This window comes from Bartonella sp. AU16XJBT, from assembly GCF_028618665.1.
Lineage (GTDB): Bacteria > Pseudomonadota > Alphaproteobacteria > Rhizobiales > Rhizobiaceae > Bartonella.
Map to the genome: position 1 here is coordinate 31,633 of NZ_JAQITF010000003.1, position 19,613 is coordinate 51,245.

The 19,613-nt window shown below is 41.6% G+C and carries 15 protein-coding genes; 3 read left to right on the forward strand and 12 right to left on the reverse strand.

Annotated elements, in window-relative coordinates; genetic code table 11:
• The first annotated feature begins 105 nt into the window (after positions 1-105).
• The 3 genes from PVV66_RS02360 to PVV66_RS02370 are packed head-to-tail and all read left to right on the forward strand — an operon-like array spanning position 106 to position 3,427.
• Positions 106-687, forward strand: coding sequence for an SCO family protein (locus PVV66_RS02360; protein ID WP_273717820.1), 582 nt, complete (start codon positions 106-108; stop codon positions 685-687).
• A gap of 30 nt (positions 688-717) precedes the next feature.
• A complete protein-coding gene (locus tag PVV66_RS02365; RefSeq protein WP_273717821.1) occupies positions 718-1,587 on the forward strand; it encodes a 50S ribosomal protein L11 methyltransferase in 870 nt (289 codons plus the stop codon).
• 13 nt (positions 1,588-1,600) lie between these two features.
• On the forward strand, positions 1,601-3,427 hold the full coding sequence (locus PVV66_RS02370) for an aminopeptidase P family protein (protein ID WP_273717822.1): 1,827 nt from the start codon (positions 1,601-1,603) through the stop codon (positions 3,425-3,427).
• Between the two features lie 242 nt (positions 3,428-3,669).
• Here PVV66_RS02370 and ligA read toward each other — a convergent pair whose 3' ends face one another.
• The 12 genes from ligA to PVV66_RS02430 all read right to left on the reverse strand — a co-directional run bounded on the left by ligA (position 3,670) and on the right by PVV66_RS02430 (position 19,603).
• On the reverse strand, positions 3,670-5,829 hold the full coding sequence (gene ligA / locus PVV66_RS02375; protein WP_273717824.1) for an NAD-dependent DNA ligase LigA: 2,160 nt from the start codon (positions 5,827-5,829) through the stop codon (positions 3,670-3,672).
• Between the two features lie 64 nt (positions 5,830-5,893).
• On the reverse strand, positions 5,894-7,603 hold the full coding sequence (gene recN, locus PVV66_RS02380; protein ID WP_273717825.1) for a DNA repair protein RecN: 1,710 nt from the start codon (positions 7,601-7,603) through the stop codon (positions 5,894-5,896).
• Between the two features lie 6 nt (positions 7,604-7,609).
• The gene (locus PVV66_RS02385; RefSeq protein ID WP_273717826.1) at positions 7,610-8,503 is read right to left on the reverse strand and encodes an outer membrane protein assembly factor BamD; all 894 of its coding nucleotides are present in this window, start codon (positions 8,501-8,503) and stop codon (positions 7,610-7,612) included.
• 161 nt (positions 8,504-8,664) lie between these two features.
• Positions 8,665-9,549 carry a UDP-3-O-acyl-N-acetylglucosamine deacetylase gene (gene lpxC, locus PVV66_RS02390; RefSeq protein WP_273717827.1) on the reverse strand — a complete coding sequence of 295 codons (885 nt, stop codon included), beginning with the start codon at positions 9,547-9,549 and terminating at the stop codon, positions 8,665-8,667.
• A 211-nt stretch (positions 9,550-9,760) separates the two neighbouring features.
• Positions 9,761-11,536: a cell division protein FtsZ gene (gene ftsZ, locus PVV66_RS02395; protein ID WP_273717828.1), complete on the reverse strand. Its 1,776-nt coding sequence runs from the start codon at positions 11,534-11,536 to the stop codon at positions 9,761-9,763.
• Positions 11,537-11,599: 63 nt separating this feature from the next.
• Positions 11,600-12,901, reverse strand: a complete 1,302-nt coding sequence (gene ftsA, locus PVV66_RS02400; RefSeq protein WP_273717830.1) for a cell division protein FtsA — start codon at positions 12,899-12,901, stop codon at positions 11,600-11,602.
• A complete protein-coding gene (locus PVV66_RS02405) occupies positions 12,898-13,809 on the reverse strand; it encodes a cell division protein FtsQ/DivIB (RefSeq protein ID WP_273717831.1) in 912 nt (303 codons plus the stop codon). The genes ftsA and PVV66_RS02405 overlap by 4 nt, the downstream gene beginning before the upstream one ends.
• Positions 13,797-14,717 carry a D-alanine--D-alanine ligase gene (locus tag PVV66_RS02410; RefSeq protein ID WP_273717832.1) on the reverse strand — a complete coding sequence of 307 codons (921 nt, stop codon included), beginning with the start codon at positions 14,715-14,717 and terminating at the stop codon, positions 13,797-13,799. The genes PVV66_RS02405 and PVV66_RS02410 overlap by 13 nt, the downstream gene beginning before the upstream one ends.
• A gap of 238 nt (positions 14,718-14,955) precedes the next feature.
• Positions 14,956-15,933 carry a UDP-N-acetylmuramate dehydrogenase gene (murB, locus tag PVV66_RS02415; RefSeq protein ID WP_273717834.1) on the reverse strand — a complete coding sequence of 326 codons (978 nt, stop codon included), beginning with the start codon at positions 15,931-15,933 and terminating at the stop codon, positions 14,956-14,958.
• Complete coding sequence (gene murC, locus PVV66_RS02420; RefSeq protein WP_273717836.1) at positions 15,911-17,338, reverse strand: UDP-N-acetylmuramate--L-alanine ligase; 1,428 nt, start codon at positions 17,336-17,338, stop codon at positions 15,911-15,913. The genes murB and murC overlap by 23 nt, the downstream gene beginning before the upstream one ends.
• Positions 17,322-18,458, reverse strand: a complete 1,137-nt coding sequence (murG, locus tag PVV66_RS02425; protein ID WP_273717837.1) for an undecaprenyldiphospho-muramoylpentapeptide beta-N-acetylglucosaminyltransferase — start codon at positions 18,456-18,458, stop codon at positions 17,322-17,324. The genes murC and murG overlap by 17 nt, the downstream gene beginning before the upstream one ends.
• Complete coding sequence (locus PVV66_RS02430) at positions 18,455-19,603, reverse strand: FtsW/RodA/SpoVE family cell cycle protein (RefSeq protein ID WP_273717838.1); 1,149 nt, start codon at positions 19,601-19,603, stop codon at positions 18,455-18,457. The genes murG and PVV66_RS02430 overlap by 4 nt, the downstream gene beginning before the upstream one ends.
• Between the last annotated feature and the right edge of the window lie 10 nt (positions 19,604-19,613).

Genomic DNA, 19,613 nt, shown 5'->3' on the forward strand with positions numbered 1-19,613 from the left:
TGGAAAGACATACCAACCAAACCCATAAAATCAACCGTGAAACAAACATTGCAAAAGAAATCAGCCAATGCTAGAATTTTTTGGCACTTTTAAGAGAGAAAAGCGATGAAAAATGTAATCCGCATCTTCAGCCTAACAGTTATATTTCTTGGGGGGATTTTTATTTATGATACATTGATAAATAAGCCTTTAGGTGATGACTTCACTCTCACCGATTCAAATGGACAAACTGTTACCCAAGCTGATGTTCGCAGTAAGCCTTCAATTATTTTCTTCGGTTTTACGATGTGCCCTGAAATCTGTCCTACGACATTGATGAATCTTGATCGATGGCTTACAGCCCTTGGAACTGAGAGTGATAAATTAGGAAAATGGTTCGTGACTGTTGATCCTGAACGAGACACACCGGAAATACTTCATGAATATCTCAGTAATTTTTCCAATAAAATTGTTGGCATTAGTGGAGATCCTGAAAAAGTTCATAAAATGGTCAATTCTTTCAACATCGTTGCTGAAAAAATGCCTGGGACAGATGGAAACTATACTTACGACCATACGGCAGCAATTTTTTTACTCAAAAAAGGTGGGAAGTTAGCAGGTGTTATCCGTTATGAACCCAAAGAAGACGATAATGAATTAAAAGACGAAATCGCCATTGAACGACTCAAAAAACTTGTCTCAAACTAAATAAAAAGCTGATTATAAAGAAAGAACAAGATGTCACAGCAAATTCGTCTGTATTATACTGCTCCTAAAAGTGAAGCAGAACGATTTTATACGCTTATAGAAACAGCTTTTGAAGAAGAAGGGTATCCTTTGGCTCTTGTAGAGATAGACGAAAAAAATGCTGTATATGAGCTTTCTCTGTATATCGATCAAGATAATCAAGAGCGTATTTCGAAACGTTTTGCACAGATCCTTTCTATAGATCCTCATAAAATTAACCATGAAGTTTTGCCTAATATTGATTGGGTACAAAAAAGTCTAGAAGGACTAAAACCAGTACATGCCGGTCCTTTTTTCCTTCATGGAAGTCACAACCGTAATGACATCCCACAAGGTGTTTTTCCTATTGAAATTGACGCGAATCAAGCTTTTGGCACTGGACATCATGGAACAACAGCCGGTTGTTTGGAAATGATTGCCAAAGCCATAAAACACGAAAATCCACAAAATGCCCTTGATCTTGGAACAGGCAGTGGAATCTTAGCCATTGCCATAGCAAAGCTCAAACCTATTACTATACTTGCAACTGATATTGATCCAATCGCTATCAACGTTGCACAACACAATATCGCACTCAATGGTGTAGAAAAATATATTACGGCAATTACAGCAACAGGTTTTACCCATGATGAAATTGCATCACGTGCGCCCTTTGATCTCATCATTGCCAATATCCTTGCCAATCCGCTTATTGAACTTGCAGCAGAAATGGTTCAAGTCCTTCAAAAAGGTGGATCACTTATACTCTCTGGAATTCTTGAAGAACAACATGATCTTGTCTTGGAAGCTTATGTAAAACAGGGGCTGAAACACATTGAAACATACCACCGTCAAGAATGGGTTACGATACATCTTAAATAAAAAGGACGTGGTTATGTATCAATCTTTTGAAGCAACAACAAACCCCACCCATGCCCTGGGACGTATTACCTCTCTTCGTAAAGAACTCGATCGGCTTGGACTTGATGGTTTTCTTGTTCCACGAAGTGATGAACATCAAGGAGAATATGTCCCCCCCCATGCTCAACGCCTAAGTTGGCTTACTGGTTTTACTGGCTCAGCAGGGATCGCTCTCATTTTAAAGAATAAAGCCATTATTTTTACAGATGGACGCTATAAACTCCAAGTTCGTCAACAAACTGATCCTCATATTTTTGAATATGAAGATCTCGTAAAGTGTCCTCCCTCACAATGGCTTAAAAGAAATGGAAAACAACTTTCTATTGGTTTTGATCCATGGCTCCACACGGTCGCCGCGACAGATGCATTGAGAAAATCCTTAGAGATAAAAGCAGGTGGAAAGCTTATAGCAGTCCAACAAAATCCCATTGACCTTATTTGGCATGATCAACCACCATCACCACAATCTGCCTTATCACTTCATCCTCTTCAATATGCAGGATGGGAGAGTGATGAAAAGCTATCTTTAATTTGCAAAGACGTACAACAAGCCCGTGCAGATGCTTTTATTTTTACAGATCCCTCCTCTATTGCATGGATATTCAATATACGTGGCAATGACGTTTCCAATACACCTTTTTCTCTTTGTTTTGCCCTAATACCCGTAGAAGAAACACCAGCCTTATTCATTGACAGCAAAAAGCTTGGCATAGAAGAAAAACAATATCTGGAACGTTATGCAAAATTATATGAACCAGAACAGTTTATTGTAAAGATCAAAGATTATAATCAAAAAGGCATGATTTTTGCCTTAGATCCACAGTTAACATGCGAAAAGTTACGCATTGTACTTGAAGAAGATGAAAAATCTTTCATAACACTGACCGACCCTGCTGCTCTACCCCGTGCCATTAAAAATAACACAGAACTAGAAGGGGCGCGGAGAGCACATCTGTGCGATGGTGTCGCTCTTACCCGTTTTTTTGCTTGGTTAGACAAACAAACATCAGGCACAATAAGTGAAATTTCTGCTGCTCAGAAATTAGAAGAATTTCGCATAAATACAGCAAAAGATATGGGAAAAAAACTTGAAGATCTCTCTTTTGATACAATATCAGCAGCAGGCGCAAATGGCGCAATCATCCATTACCGTGTAACGAATGAAACCAATAAACAACTCAAGTCTGGAGAACTTTATCTTGTGGATTCAGGTGGACAATACCGTGATGGCACCACAGATGTCACACGCACAGTAGCAATTGGGAATATTGGAGAAGAAGAAAAACGCTGTTTTACTCTGGTCCTTAAAGGCATGATTGCTCTTTCAACCGCTTGCTTTCCAAAAGGAACACGCGGACAAGATATTGATGTTCTAGCACGCATTGCCTTATGGAAAGCCGGTTTTGATTACGCCCATGGCACGGGGCATGGTGTTGGTTCTTATCTCTCTGTTCATGAAGGACCACAAAATATTTCATGTAGAGGGAGCCAAGAATTGATCCCTGGAATGATTGTTTCTAATGAACCTGGATATTATCGCGAAGGTGCTTTTGGTATTCGTATTGAAAATTTACTCATTGTGAAACCAGAACAAAAAATTACTGGTGGAGAGATAGAAATGCTCTCATTTGAAACACTCACCCATTGCCCCATTGATCGAAAGCTCATCCTCCCAGAGCTTTTGACACAAGAAGAGCAGCAATGGCTTAATGATTACCATGCGCGTGTTTATCAGATGAATGCACCCTACCTTAATGAAGAAGAAAAGGAATGGGCGAAAGAAGCAACAATGCCCCTTTAAGTAAAAAGCACAAAAATATTTTTTAACGCTTTCTAACACGCACATCCCTGCTTTTTTCCAAGCAAAAATGTGCACTGAACACGAGGAACTCTTCAAAACATCTCCTCATTAGCTTATTATCTTGATAAGACAAGATTTTACAGCATAAAAAAATAATTATAAATGAACTTTCAATACCAATAAATTGCATCTAATGAGAAAAATAAAGACATGCGTATTCTTCATGCTTGAGGGTCATCTCCCTAAACATTATGTTCCTCAATCAGCTGTAGCCAAGTTTCTTCATCGATAACCTCAACACCTAATTCTTGTGCTTTAGTCAATTTTGATCCCGCTCCAGGCCCTGCAACAAGAATATCTGTTTTTTTAGAAAGTGAACCTGAAGTCTTTGCCCCTAATCGTTCTGCCAATGCTTTTGCTTCATCGCGTGACATATGCGCTAAAGTTCCTGTAAAAACAATAATCTTCTCCGCTATTGGTGAAGAATCTATCATGATAGGCGCCTCATCAAGAGGGGTTACTTCTTCAAGCAAAACAGACAAAACCTCACGGTTATGTGCTTCCTTATAAAAATCAACAATTGCGCTCCCCACCTGTGGTCCAATTCCTTCGATATTGGTAAGCTCCAGCCAAGCTTCATTGCCTTCATTATTTTCCTGCTCACATGGCATAAGTGCTTCCATCGCCGCAGTTTCAAAAGCTGTATAAGTTTGATAAGCCCGTGCAAGGCGACGTGCATTCACCTCTCCAACATGACGAATTCCCAATGCAAACAAAAAACGGCTTAAAGGAATTTCGCGGCGAGCATTAATGGCATCATACAATTTCCGAACTGAAACAGTCCCAAAACCTTCCATACTTTCCAAACGTATCAGAGACTTTTCTTGGCGCCGTTCTAAAGTAAAAATATCGGCTGGTGTATGAATACAAAGCGCCTCATCTTGAGCATGAAAAAAAAACTCTACCTGTTTTTTACCTAAGCCCTCAATATCAAAAGCATTGCGTGCAACAAAATGACGAATACGCTCAATCGCCTGTGCAGGACAAATAAGCCCCCCCGTACAACGACGCACTGCTTCTCCCACTTCACGAACAGCATGGCTGCCACAAGCAGGACAGAGATGAGGAAAAATAAAAACAGCAGCATTTTTGGAGCGCTTTTCAATGATAACATCAATAACTTGAGGAATGACATCACCAGCACGTTGTACAATCACACTATCCCCTATACGAATATCGCGCCCTTCACGAATGAGTTCTCCTTTATGACCAATTCCCTTAATATAATCCTCATTATGCAAACTAGCATTGGTCACCACCACCCCACCAACAGTAATAGGCGTAAGACGTGCAACAGGCGTCAAAGCTCCCGTACGACCGACTTGAATGTCAATAGCTTCCAAAAGCGCTATCGCTTTTTCTGCTGGAAATTTATGCGCTATTGCCCAACGCGGTGAACGAGAAACAAACCCCAAGCGCTTTTGGAGCATCAAATCATTAACCTTATAAACAATACCATCAATATCATAGTTTAAAGAATGACGGCGTTCTTCGATATCACGATAATAGGAAATAATTTCTTCTATTGTCTTAAAAACTTTTATTAATGGATTGATAATAAAGCCATATTCTTTTAGCTTTTTCATCATCTCCATTTGACTTTGTGCAAATATTTCACTCACTTCACCACAAGCATAAGCAAAAAATTGAAGCTTTCTGCTGGCAGTTATCCGTGAATCAAGTTGACGGAGTGAACCGGCAGCGGCATTTCGAGGATTAGCAAAGGTTAACTTTCCGTTCTCTTGTTGGTTGATATTAAGTGCTTGGAAATCTTCCCGCCCCATATAAACTTCACCGCGAACCTCAATGATATCAGGAACATCACCTTGCAAAACTTGTGGAATATCAGCAATTGTTCGAGCATTCGCCGTCACATTTTCACCAACAGTCCCATCACCCCGCGTTGCCGCACATACAAGCCGCCCCTTTTCGTAACGCAAAGACAACGATAAACCGTCAATTTTTGGCTCCGCTGTTATTTCCAATATTTGTGTTTCTGGAAGCAGTAAAAAACGACGCACACGCTCAACAAATTCAGTAACATCTGCAGCACTAAAAGCATTATCAAGGGAAAGCATAGGCTGTGCATGAACAGATTTTTCAAACTTTTCTGAAACCGATGCTCCAATTTTATGTGAAGGAGAATCGGCACGAATAAGCTCTGGAAAGAGAGCTTCAATTTCTGCGTTACGCCGGCGAAGAGCATCATATTCTGCGTCAGAAATTTCAGGCTGGTCATCACGATTATAAAGCACATCATGACGTGCAATCTCTTTTGCTAGCCACTCTAATTCACTTTCTGCTTCAAGAGCAGTGAGGTTTTTAATTCCGTCCTTGTTCATAAAATCTATTCCAAATGATGGGCTATAGCCATAAAAATATCAACTCTTTCATCATGAAGTGAGTTTAAATGAACACATGCTCGTCAGTCTTTTTGTCTTTTTCCAATGATGACGAGGCAAGAAGCTTTTGAGCAGCAGCCCGTGCCTCCTCAGTAATCTGTTCTCCTGCCAACATACGAGCAATTTCTTCTGCACGTTCATGCTCTTCCATTTTATGAATAGCCGTAACAAAGCGTCCTTTATCATCACTTTCAATCTTTGAAATAAGAAAATGACTATGCGCTTTCGATGCAACCTGCGGTGCATGCGTAATTGCAAAAACCTGAACATGTTCTGACAAACGTTGCAACCGTTGTCCAATAGCCGCCGCAACAGCGCCCCCAACGCCTGTATCAATTTCATCAAAAATCAGTGTGGGAGCAGATCCTCGATCAGATAACACAACCTTTAATGCCAATAAAAAACGAGACAATTCACCACCAGAAGCAACACTCAGCATAGGTCCAGCCCGTGTTCCAGGATTGGTCCGCACCCAATATTCAATACGATCACACCCCTCTGCACTTCGCCTTTCAACATCAGTCTGCATTTCAACAATAAATTCTGCCTTTTCTAATTTTAATGCCGGCAACTCAGCCATAACACTTTCAGATAAATGCTTTGCTGTTTCTCGACGCTTTATCGTTAAGACTTCTGCCAATGTATCATAATTTTTCTGTGCCTCCCTTGCCTCATCTTCAAAACGTGTTAACGTGTTCTGAGCCTCCTCAAAATCAGTAAGTTCAGCATCCATTTTATCGCGCAACTGAACCAATTCATCCGCAGAGACTTGATATTTACGAGCAAACCCCCGAAGAGTAAAAAGACGTTCTTCTATCCGTTCCAATTCATCAGGTTCAAAATCCAATGCCCGCATTGCCGCCTCAATCCCTTCCTGTGCTGTCGCAAGTGCACACAATGCCTCATCAATAGACTTCACGACTGGTGCAATGAGTTCTTCTGCCTCAGGAGTTTTCCGCTCCAAACGCCTCACCAAATTAGAAAGCACCGGAATTGGCGATTTTTGACCACTTAAAAGATCATCCGCTTCTTTAATATCCGTCGCTATTTTTTCTAATTTAAGCATATCAGCTCGGCGAAGAGAAAGAGCCTCCTCTTCACCAACTTGAAAATCAAGCTTTTCAAGTTCTTGCACACACGCACGAAGATAGTCCATCTCACGCGTTGCATTTTCCACTTTAAAACGCTGTTTTTGCAAACGCTCTTCACATTCATGCCATACCCGATAACACTGGCGCAAATTTTCTACTTCATCTTCAAGCCCGCCAAAAGCATCTAATAGTTGGCGATGTGTAGCAACATCAACAAGCGCACGATCATCATGCTGTCCATGGATTTCAACCAACTGACGGCCAACACTCCGCATCAATGCAACACTCGCCACCTGATCATTGATAAAAACACGACTCCGCCCATCACTCGATTGCACACGCCGTAAAATGATATCGCCTTCCTCATCAAGACCATTCTCACGAATAAGCTGACGCGCAGGATGTGAAATAGGGACATCAAAAACAGCTGTAACTTGCCCGCGTTCAGTACCATGACGCACAAGCGAAGCATCCCCCCGTCCTCCAAGAGCAAGGGACAAAGCATCAAGGAGAATAGACTTTCCCGCCCCTGTTTCACCAGTTAAAACCGTCAATCCCGCCGTAAAATGAATATCGAGCGTTTCGATCAAAACAATATTATGAATCGAAAGCTGTACCAGCATAGAGAATCAACGTGCTCTCTTCTTATCACTACCTAAAGCATTTGAGATCCAAGAAGATTTATGCTCATGTGGCGATATTTTATTCTTCTGTAAGAGATTATAAGAAAATTTATACCATTCACTTTTGGGATAATTACGTCCTAAAATAGCTGCTGCCGTCTGTGCTTCCGCCGTTAAACCAAGAGCAAGATTAACTTCCGTTAAACGGAAAAGCGCTTCTTCAATTTGATTTGTATCAGAATACTCTTCAACAACGGTACGAAACCGTCTACTTGCAGCAAGATAACGCCGCCCCTCTTCATAATAACGGCCAATCTGCATTTCTTTACCAGCCAGCTGTTCGCGCCCGAAACGTATTTTATCCTTAGCATCTTTGACATATTCAGAATTCGGATAACGCTCTATAAGGAGCTGCATCGCAGCAATAGCACGTTTTGTATCACGTTGATCACGCGTAACGTCAGGAATCCGACGGAAAGAAGAAAGACCAATAATATAGTACGCATAAGCCGAGTCAGTAGACCCTGGATAAAGAGTAATATAGCGTTGAGCCATACTAATTGAATCATCATACTTTCCGAGTCGATAATTTGTAAAAGCACCCATGACTAAAGATTTACGGCCCCAATCTGTATAAGCGTACTGTTTTTCAATCTTCAAAAACTTCTTCGCTGCATCCCCAAGCCGCCCACTCTCAAGGCTAGCAAGCCCCTGGTTATAGAGAACATCGGGGGGATCTATTTTCAAAACATAAGCAGATGGATCAAGGGTATTTTTCTCTTTAAAGAGACATCCCGCTAACATACAAGTGCTTCCCAAAAGCACCACCCCCAATATCTTGCGCACAATATTAGATTTTTTATATGCCATATTTCTAATGCACACATGAGATTTTTTCATAGTTTTTCCGGCCTCCAGAGAATATCACCTTGTAGAAAAAACAATTTGTTAAAAGTTTTTATACCATATCACTTTTAAATGCACATAACCAATTTAGCAGTTTAGGTCAATCATCCCCTTAAAAATCAAATAAACGACCAAAAAGTCTTGTCAATTTTCTTTTATTCTTTCTCTAAAGAGCTTTTTTCATAATATGATTCGTCTGCCAACACAGCTTTCACCAATTGTGCATTAATTCTATGTCCACTACAATAAGAACGGAATAATCCGATAAAAGGGCTCCCGAGCAAAGCAGTATCACCAATCGCATCAAGCATCTTGTGCCGAACACATTCATTTTCCCAATAAGGACCATCGGAATTTAAAATTTTGTCATTAAGGCTAATAACAAGAGAATTTTCCAAAGAAGCGCCTCTCGCCTTTCCCAAAGCCCGTAACTTTTCCACGTCTTTGAGAAAACCAAAAGTACGTGCACGGGACAAATCATCTCGAAATCCTCGTGTAGTAAGATCAAAACTAAAATGTTGTTTACCAATAGCAGAAGAAGGAAAAGAGATCGTTACATCAAAACGACGCCCATCAAATGGCAAAAGCTCTGCAAAACCATGAGCTCCTTCAACCCGCAACGGTTTTTTTATAATGAAATAAGAACGGTATGCATTTTGCTGGACAATGCCGGCATCTTCAAAAGCTTGGCAATATTGCCATGCAGAACCATCTAAAATAGGGATCTCATTATGCGACACTTCAATGACAAGATTATCCAAATTATAAGCAGCAATGGCTGCCATCAAATGTTCAATTGTTTCAACCCTTACCTCTCCATCTCCAAGCATGGTTGATAACTCAGTTTCTCCCATTTGTGATGCATGGGCTTGAAATATTTTCTCTGTTCCGTCTAATCCACAACGCTTAAAAAGAATACCACACCCAACATCGGCTGGACAGACCTTTACCACTGACAAACAGCCACTGTGAACGCCAATCCCCTTAAATGTCACCGCTTTTTTAAGAGTAGACTGATATTTTGGCACCAAGTTCATCATATTATTTTATTGCATTTCTTTTACATCTTTTAACAAAATTTATAAAACCATTAAAAAAATATTCATAGTAAATAATAAAAAAACCGCTTAATATAAGCGGTTTTTAAAAACAAAGTATTTTATTCAAAATAATAGTGTATTTTACTTCATAATCTCTGACTCACCGTAAAAAAAATCGTAAAATTCCTTACTTTCCCTCATTTTTTATCAATTAATTCGCCTGACGACGTAAAAACGCCGGTATTTCTAACTGATCTTCTTCACTAATAAAAGTACGCTGATCTTGTGGAACCTGAGGATGCAACTCACCAGAACGGCGTGGAACATAAACAGAAGCATCTTGAGAAAGCGCCTGAGAATTTTTATTGTAAACGTGAGACTCTTGCTGCTGTGACGATCTCACAGCAGGTTCTAACCTTGCTTCTGGCTCTGCTTCCTCACGATGTGTCAAACTCTGTTTCAAACGCTGCCAAAGATTACGAGGATTTTGATCAGTCACAGATGTTCTTTGACTTTGTGCATGAGCAACAGGAGGAAAATCCTTTAACTCAGGCATACGCATTGGAGCGCGTGCTTGCATCTGTTGCATTTGTTTTGGTTGCACTGGCTTTTCTTTTTGCTTCACGATTCCTGTCATCTCATCAAGAACATGCGCTGTTGCCTCCATACTCACAGGAGCCGTCATAGTAGCTTGTTGAGAACCACGGCTTACTTGCATCCGTGGACCATTTGATATCTGATCCTGTATAGTATTTGAACCATAAGCAACAGTTTTTGTCGCACTTCGTGTCGTCATTGCTTCTACAGGCTGTGCAAAAATTTGACTTTTGGGACGAAACTGTTCTCCTGCTGGCTTTCTCTTTTCTATTTCAAGTGATTCGATGACTTCCACCATTGATTCAGAACGCAAGGGCGATGACTGAACATGAAAAGAACTGTTTGGCGTTCCAGGATCACTCTTGCGTATTGAAGAAGTCGGCCTTTGAAGCTGAGGCTGCGAAGACTGAACCACATCATTAACCTCACGATCAATACCGGTGGCAACCACGGATACACGAATAACACCTTCCAATGACTCATCATCAATAGCCCCAAAGATCACATTCGCATCAGCATCCACTTCTTCACGAATACGATTAGCAGCTTCATCAACTTCAAAGAGAGTCATATCACGCCCCCCCGTAATAGAAATCAATAAACCACGTGCTCCACGCATAGAGGTATCATCCAACAATGGGTTGGCAATAGCAGCTTCAGCAGCCGCCAAAGCACGCCCTTCACCAGATGCTTCACCCGTACCCATCATGGCTCGACCCATTTCGTGCATAACAGAACGAACATCAGCAAAATCGAGGTTAATCAAGCCCTCTTTAATCATCAAATCCGTAATAGAAGCAACACCAGAATAAAGCACTTGGTCAGCCATAGCAAAAGCATCAGCAAATGTTGTCTTATCATTTGCAATACGGAAAAGATTTTGATTGGGAATAACAATCAATGTATCGACAGACTTTTGTAATTCTTCAATACCAGTCTCTGCCGTTTTCATACGACGAGCCCCTTCAAACTGAAATGGCTTTGTCACAACACCAACGGTCAAAATACCCTTTTCACGCGCTGCGCGAGCAACAACGGGAGCAGCCCCTGTTCCAGTTCCTCCGCCCATACCAGCAGTAATAAAAACCATATGAGAGTCTGCAAGATGATCGATAATTTCATCAATACATTCCTCTGCCGCCGCTTGTCCAACTTCTGGTAAAGCCCCAGCACCCAAACCTTCTGTCACAGCTGCACCAAGCTGGATAACACGTTCAGCCTTTGACATAGCCAAAGCTTGTGCATCCGTATTTGCAACAACAAAGTCAACTCCCTGAAGACCAGCATTAATCATATTATTCACGGCATTCCCGCCACCACCTCCAACACCAAAAACGGTAATGCGTGGCTTCAATTCCGCGATATCTGGCCGATGCAGATTAATCGTCATTTTCTTTTCCTTCTCATAAGACACCGCAAGCCAAAGCGATGAAATTTATCCAACTAGACTTAACTAAAAACTCTCACGCAACCACTGACCAACACGCTGAAAATACCCACGCGTGCCCATCGATAAATGATTTCCTGCCACCTGCATTGTTTTTTCTTCAAACCCTACCAATTGCGGATAAATTAACAACCCAACAGCAGATGTAAACGCCGCCCCTTTTGCAAGAGAAGGAAGCCTCGAAATACCTAAAGGCCGCCCGATACGAACATTTCTTCCTAATATAGTACGTGCCATTTCCGGCAATCCTGTTAACTGGCTTGCTCCCCCAGTCAAAATAACACGCTTACCAATGATGTGACCAAAACCAGAACGATTTAAACAATCACGGACCATTTCTAAAATTTCTTCAACACGCGCACGAATGATGCGCCCAAGAACCGCGCGAGGATATTGAGTTTCACGTTTTTCATTCCCAATTTCCGCAACATTAATCATTTGCCGCTCATCAGCACTTGTTAAAAGTGCTGAACCATAAACAACTTTTAAGCGTTCGGCCTCTGTTAGAGACATAGAAAATCCACGCGCAACATCAAGAGTGACATGATGCCCCCCAACAGCAAGAGCATCCGCATGGACAAATTTCCCCTCAAAAAACACTGAAAATGTTGTTGTTCCACCACCAAAATCAATACATGCAGCCCCCAAATGCGCCTCATCATTCATCAAGACAGCAAGGCCACTTGCAAAGGGAGTAGCAACCATTGCTTCAACACTCAAATGTGCACGATTAATACAAGTTTCTAAATTACGCAAAGAGGCTGTTTCTGCTGTTACCACATGCACGTCGACACCAAATATTTCGCCTGCCATTCCAACAGGATCAGAAATTCCTTTATCTCCATCCAATACATAAGAAACTGGAACTGAGTGCATAACATGACGTTCAGCATCAAAAGCTTTACGCGAAACATCTGAAAAGGCCATACGCATATCACGCTTGGTGACTTCACGACCATTCAAATGAACCTTTCCATGAATCAAAGCACTTTGTAATCGACTTGAGGAAAAATTCACAATCACTGAATCCACCACCAAACCAGCCATTTTTTCTGCCGCATCAACAGCCAATCTTATTGATTGTTCTGCTGCAAACATATCCATGATAACACCAGATTTAATACCGCGTGAACGCTGTACTCCAAAGCCTAGAATTTCCATAGAATGTGTACGTCCATGTAAATAGTGTGCATGCTTTAAAGGACGCAAACAAGCAATAAGACAAACAATCTTACTTGAGCCGACATCAAGAACCGTTAAAAAACGTGTCTTACGCCCCCCCCGATGATGTGATCTGAGCAACATCATGGGTTTCCTGCCTTTCGCGCCTTTAAAATACGTTCTTCTTCTGCGACATCAGCATTATAACGCTCCAACGTTTCATCGGATAAAGAAACAGTAATTCGATCAGCAAGACGTAAATCAATACTAAAGATATCGCGCGATAAAAGATCTTGCATTGTACCGGACGAAACAAGAGAAGAAAGCCTTTCAAGGGCACCATTTTCAGGAAGCATAACGCGCATTCCATTATCCAAAACCAGATCCCAACGCCGATCACCCACCCGCACAAAAGCACGAACACGATCATACACTTGCCGATAGACTGACAGTGCTTCAATAAATCCTTTAGCTGCATTTTGCGCACCCTGCCCAACCACAAGAGGCAAATCCCGAATAATCTCCCCTTTAAAGGGCACAATGACACGCCCCGTATGATCAACAATATCCATTACGCTATCATGTTGCCAAATAGCATAAGGTTCACGCTCCACGATGGAAATACGCATTCTATTAGGATAAATCTTCTGAACATTCGCCGATTGAACCCAAGCCTGTTTTTCCAAAAGAGAGCGGGCTCTTTCAACATCAAAAGTGAATATAGAGGGTGCAACATCAAGTTGTAAAATTTTAAAAATATCCTGCTTTGCTAAGCGCTTATTACCGCTTATATCGACATCGACGACCACAAAACCACTATCCAATATGATCGAGTTTACAATCACAGCCATCTGACCACTTGATGAAAGTCCATAAAAAGCCGTAACAAAGAAAAACCAGACAACAGCAAAAGATCCGAAATGACGTGGAATATGAATATTGACAAAAACAAACTCAAACATAAACCGCAGAAAACGACGATAAAGACGTGGCAAAGTCGGCACTGAAAGCACCTCCATCGGAACATTTGTTTTATTAACATTCAACGCATACATGATGCGTCCTCCACCATCCATTGAACAATATCACCGTAAGTACGGCCGCTCGCTTTTGCAATATCAGGAAGAAGAGACGTCGATGTCATACCGGGTTGCGTATTAATTTCAAGCCAAACCAATTCTCCTGTTTTCTCATCGAAACGAAAATCAGAACGGCTAACACCTCGACACCCTATCGCCTGATGGGCTGCTAAGGACATTCTTTGCACACTTTGGTAAATATTTAGTGAAAGTTGTGCAGGACAAATGTGAATAGACCCCCCCATTTTATATTTTGAGTCATAATCGTAGAATGGAAAGTGTTGATCGGGAAGAATTTCACATACATCAAGAACTTCATTACCCAAAACAGCACAAGTCAATTCACGACCAGGAATATATTTTTCAACCATCACCTCATCGGCATATCCCCACTCAGCTCCCCCAATATTATGCGGCGGTGCAACTTCATTTTCCTGAACAATGACAACACCAAAACTTGAGCCTTCACACACAGGTTTAATGACATAAGGAGGCTCCATGGGATGCGTTTGTCCAACAGCAAAGCGGTTCATAATACGAGAAGGAGCAACACAAACCCCAACACTTGCAACAATAATTTTTGCACGTCCCTTATCCATAGCCAAAGCGGATGCCATCACGCCAGAATGGGTATAAGGAATTTTTAAATATTCAAGAATTCCCTGAATCCGACCATCTTCACCAAATGGACCATGCAATGCATTGAAGGCAATATCGGGCTGCAACTGTTCAAGAACAGAAGCAATATGAGCATCAACGTCCACGCGGCTCACGCGATACCCCAGCTCCTCAAGAACATCAGCACAAGCCGCCCCTGAAGATAAACTAATAGACCGTTCAGAAGAAAAACCTCCCATTAACACAGCTATATGTTTATCTTTCATAATAAATCACCCTCTTTCGCATACTATATGTAGTCTATATAAAGGACATCAGCACCACATACAGGAAAAACAAGGTTTATCCTTGCGAATCAATAACCTAGCATTTTGCATAATGAATCAGACTCAAAAGCCTGATGCAAGAGATTCTTTGTTAATTTATTGATTCTTAATGGTATTTTTTTATTATCTCTTTGAAATGACTCAATTTTTTATTGATACTTTTTTAGTGAACAATAAATCAATGAAATGGATCAAAAGGAGAGACACTTCGACCTTGCTCAAATTGACCAATACGCTCTATTTCCCATTGTAAAAGGTGAGCTGAATGTGCAAAAACACGCGCACGCACTGTTTCTCCCAATGCTTCAAGATCATATCCTGTTGCTTGCCCTGTATTAATCATAAAATTACAGTGCATTTCACTCATTTGAGCACCACCAATCCGTAAACCACGACACCCAGCTTCATCAATCACGCGCCATGCGGATGTATTCGCAGGATTTTTGAAAGTTGACCCCCCTGTCTTTTCGCGAATAGGTTGCACTGTTTCTCTGTGGAGGGCAACTTCATCCATAGCAGCACGAATAGCCTCTTTATTACCGGGTTCCCCTTCCAATAAAGCAGCCGTAAAAATAAAATCTTTAGGAATATCACAATGGCGATAGGAATAATGCATATCTTTCAAACTCAAGATATGACGTTGTCCTTTGCGATCCAGCGCATAGACCTCAACAACACGCGCTGCGGTTTCAACACCATTCGCACCCGCATTCATTTTGAGAGCCCCGCCAAGACCACCAGGAACACCATGATAAAAATGAAACCCTGCAATTTCTGCCTTTAAAGCGGCAGCCGCTAAATGTTTATCCGCCGTACCAGCACCAACTAAAAAGCCTTTTGAAGAAACTTGCTGCACTTGCCCAAAATTTTTTGGCGAAAGACGAATCACAATCCCAGGAACGCCGCCATCACGCACCAGAAGATTAGAACCGATACCTACAATTGTTATAGGAACACATTCAGGCAAATTTTGAAGAAAGAGAGCCAAATCTTCTTCATCAACAGGCTGATAAAAAAGCTCTGCCAACCCGCCCGTGCGAAACCATGTCACCTTACGCATCTCAACATTAGGGGTAAGCTTGCCTCTGACATTACCCAACAGCGGTTGCAATTGCGCCAATAGCGCCTCACCATCAATGTGCTGAAAATTCATCATGACCATCAAGCCCCGACAACTGATGAGGCAACGCACAAGCCCATTGTGTGATATTGCCAGCACCAAGAAAAACAACATAATCCTCTGCCTGAGCAAATTTTGAGACAAGAGACACAACATCTTCCAGGCCATGTATCAAGCGCACATCACGATGACCAGCCATTTTAATATGCTCTACCAATTCTTGCGAACCAAACCCTACGATAGGCTCTTCACCAGCCGCATAAACGGGGGTAATCAACACTGTATCTGCATCATTAAAACAAGCAGCAAAATCATCAAATAAATGATACAAACGCGAATAACGATGGGGTTGTGCAATTGCAATGACACGCCCTTTTGCACTCTCACGTGCCGCACGCAAAACAGCCTTTATTTCAACAGGGTGATGTCCATAATCATCAAATATTTCAATGCCACGCCAACTTCCTGTTCGCGTAAAACGCCGTTTTACGCCACCAAATTCCGCTAAGCCCTTCTTTATCAATTCATTTGAAATGCCAAGTTCATGCGCAATAGCGATCGCTGCTGTTGCATTGGCAACATTATGCTGTCCTGCCATGGGCAAAAGCAAATTTTTCAACTCAATCTTTCTTCCTGTCTTGCGTGAACGAACAAGAACATCAAAATGCGTTTTTTGACCATCCATCGAAAGATTAAGAAAACGAACATCCGCTTGTGGATTTGCACCATAAGTAATCACCCAACGATCATCAATACGACCCGCCAATGATTGAACCTCTGGATGATCAAGACACAAAACAGCAAAGCCATAAAAAGGAACATTTTCTACGAATTGCCGAAAAGCTGCGCGGACAGCATCAAAACTTCCATAATGATCCAAATGCTCAGCATCAATATTGGTAATAACAGCAATATCAGCAGGCAGCTTTAAAAATGTACCATCGCTTTCATCGGCTTCAACAATCATCCAATCGCCCTCACCTGTACGAGAATTCGTACCATAAGCATTAATAATACCACCATTAATCACCACAGGATCAAAACGACCAGCATCAAGAAGCGCTGCAACCATTGAGGTGGTCGTTGTTTTACCATGTGTACCACCCACCGCAATTGCACGCCGAAATCGCATCAGCTCCGCAAGCATTTCAGCACGTCTAACAAGCGGCAAATGTCTTTCTTTTGCAGCAATATACTCAGGATTTGTTTTTTTAACGGCAGTAGAAAAAACAACAACCTCTGCATTCCCTAAATTTTCAGCACAATGACCAATATGAATGTTAATTCCTTTTCTCCGCAAACGTTCAACATTTGCACTCTCAACTTGATCGGACCCTTGAACTTTATAGCCAAGATTATAAAAAACCTCAGCAATTCCACTCATGCCGATCCCCCCGATTCCAATAAAATGGATAACGCCTATATCAAGTGGCATTTTCATCAAAAAGCTCCTCTTTTATATCTGACAACAATCGCCCCGCAATTAAGGCTTCAGCCATATCAGCAAGGCAACAAGTTGCATGAGGTTGCCCAACTTTTTTTGCAGCAAGCGCTTGTTTTTCCAATAAATGGGGTGCACAACAAGCCTGCTTTAAAAGAGCAGCAAGCCTTTGTGCGTTCAAATCCTTTTCTGATATAATTTGCGCACCACCCACACGTGCAAGAAGGGCAGCATTGGCTGCCTGATCATGATCCAAAGCATAGGGATAAGGAATAAGCAAAGCAGGTCTACCAATCACCGCTATCTCACAAACCGATGAAGCCCCAGCACGCGACAAGATAAAATGAGCATGTGCCATACGTTCAGCCATATCATCAAAGAAAGGAGCGACCTCAGCTTGTACGCCCATATTACGATAGGTTTTGATTAACTCTCCAGCTTCACCACGAACTTGCTGTACAATTCGTAAGCGTCTACGGTTTTGATCATCGAGTAAAGCAATCGCTTCTGGAACAATATGTGAAAAAAAAGAAGCCCCTTGGCTACCCCCAAAAATTAAAAAATTAAATGGCTCTTCCCCCACTGGAGAATGATAAGGAATTTTGGCCGCCTTCAACACAGCCTCACGCACAGGATTCCCCGTCAAAAGCGTTTTATGAGCATAAGCGCCATGTGGCGACAACAAACCGCCAGCGATGGCACGCACAAAAATCGCCAACACCCGATTGGCACGTCCCATAACAGCATTTTGCTCATGAATAAATGTTACACGCCGCATTAAGGCCGCAATAAAAAGAGGAGGAAAACTCGGATACCCGCCAAAACCACCAACCAGAACAGGACGTAATTTATAAAATAACGCCAACGATTGTCCCATACCCCTGAGCAAAGACCACAACGTTTTTATCAAAGCAAAAGGATGGCGTCGTGTAAATGTTGCTGATGAAACGATATGTGTATGCTCTTCATCAAAGCTGCGTACAAAAGATCGCGCTCTTTCATCTGTTATCAAATGGACATCATATCCACGCCGTCTTAATTCAACGGCAAGTGCTTCAGCAGGAAAAAGATGTCCACCTGTACCACCTGCCGCCAAAATAATAACTTTTTTATCATTCATGAAGAGGTATCCAAAACAGAAGAAGAAAAAGCTGAAAGACGTGCTTCTGGCCAACGGCGTGTTAAACTGAGTAAAATTCCCATTGAAAATGCAATTGCCACCATTGATGAACCACCATAAGAAATAAACGGCAATGTCATGCCTTTGGGAGGGATTAAGTGAAGATTAACGGCCATATTAATAGCTGATTGAAAGCCTATCATCATGGCTATACCCGTAATACCAAGACGTATAAAGGAATCACGTGTATTCATAGCTATATACAACGAACGCATAACGATAAAGCCAAAAAGCATCATAATTAACAAACAAAGGATAATACCATATTCTTCAGCAGCAACAGAAAATACAAAATCTGTATGGCTATCAGGAATGATACGTTTTACTGTTCCCTCTCCGGGACCTTGTCCAAACCAACCACCATTCAAAATAGCCTCACGTCCTACATCCACTTGAAAGGTATCTCCTTCTCCTGTCAAAAAACCATTGATACGATCACGCACATGAGGCAGAAAAAGATAAGCTAAAACAATTCCTACAACGCCTAAAATGAGAAAGAAAAAAATAACCGTAAGAGACACGCCAGCAATAAAAAACAGCCCCCCCCATGTTGCACTTATTAAAATTGTTTGTCCAATATCAGGTTGTAACACCAGAAGAACACAACAAATGGCATAAAGTAGAGTTGCTAACATGTAACCCGGAATTCCCCTCCTGCGTATCTGTTCTGAAAAAAGCCAAGCGGACATCACCACAAAAGCTGGCTTCATAAACTCTGAAGCTTGTACAGAAAAACCAAAGAGCAAAATCCACCGCCGTGCTCCCTTTAATTCAGGACCCCAAAATAAGGTTACAACCATAAGAGCAAGCGTTACAATGAGCAAAAGAGCACATAAACGACGAATATTAGGAAGCGAAAAAAAAGAAATGGTAACCATCATAAAAAAAGCTGAAATGCTAAAAATGATATGCCACCGAACAAAATAAAAACTATCAGCAATTCCGATTTTTTTTGCAATAGTGGGGCTGGCTGCAAAGGACAGCATAATGCCAATTCCCATTAAAATTAAACAAGCTGCAAAGATAGAGCGATCAATCGTCCACCACCAATTCGCAATGGGGTCTCTATCTGCACGCGTAATCATTTATATCCAC

Bases quoted from the DNA above. Each gene is read 5' to 3' on its own strand.
- PVV66_RS02360 (WP_273717820.1), top strand. From the start codon at position 106: ATGAAAAATGTAATCCGCATCTTCAGCCTAACAGTTATATTTCTTGGG.
- PVV66_RS02365 (WP_273717821.1), top strand. From the start codon at position 718: ATGTCACAGCAAATTCGTCTGTATTATACTGCTCCTAAAAGTGAAGCA.
- PVV66_RS02370 (WP_273717822.1), top strand. From the start codon at position 1,601: ATGTATCAATCTTTTGAAGCAACAACAAACCCCACCCATGCCCTGGGA.
- ligA (WP_273717824.1), bottom strand. From the start codon at position 5,829: ATGAACAAGGACGGAATTAAAAACCTCACTGCTCTTGAAGCAGAAAGT.
- recN (WP_273717825.1), bottom strand. From the start codon at position 7,603: ATGCTGGTACAGCTTTCGATTCATAATATTGTTTTGATCGAAACGCTC.
- PVV66_RS02385 (WP_273717826.1), bottom strand. From the start codon at position 8,503: ATGAAAAAATCTCATGTGTGCATTAGAAATATGGCATATAAAAAATCT.
- lpxC (WP_273717827.1), bottom strand. From the start codon at position 9,549: ATGATGAACTTGGTGCCAAAATATCAGTCTACTCTTAAAAAAGCGGTG.
- ftsZ (WP_273717828.1), bottom strand. From the start codon at position 11,536: ATGACGATTAATCTGCATCGGCCAGATATCGCGGAATTGAAGCCACGC.
- ftsA (WP_273717830.1), bottom strand. From the start codon at position 12,901: ATGATGTTGCTCAGATCACATCATCGGGGGGGGCGTAAGACACGTTTT.
- PVV66_RS02405 (WP_273717831.1), bottom strand. From the start codon at position 13,809: ATGTATGCGTTGAATGTTAATAAAACAAATGTTCCGATGGAGGTGCTT.
- PVV66_RS02410 (WP_273717832.1), bottom strand. From the start codon at position 14,717: ATGAAAGATAAACATATAGCTGTGTTAATGGGAGGTTTTTCTTCTGAA.
- murB (WP_273717834.1), bottom strand. From the start codon at position 15,933: ATGATGAATTTTCAGCACATTGATGGTGAGGCGCTATTGGCGCAATTG.
- murC (WP_273717836.1), bottom strand. From the start codon at position 17,338: ATGAAAATGCCACTTGATATAGGCGTTATCCATTTTATTGGAATCGGG.
- murG (WP_273717837.1), bottom strand. From the start codon at position 18,458: ATGAATGATAAAAAAGTTATTATTTTGGCGGCAGGTGGTACAGGTGGA.
- PVV66_RS02430 (WP_273717838.1), bottom strand. From the start codon at position 19,603: ATGATTACGCGTGCAGATAGAGACCCCATTGCGAATTGGTGGTGGACG.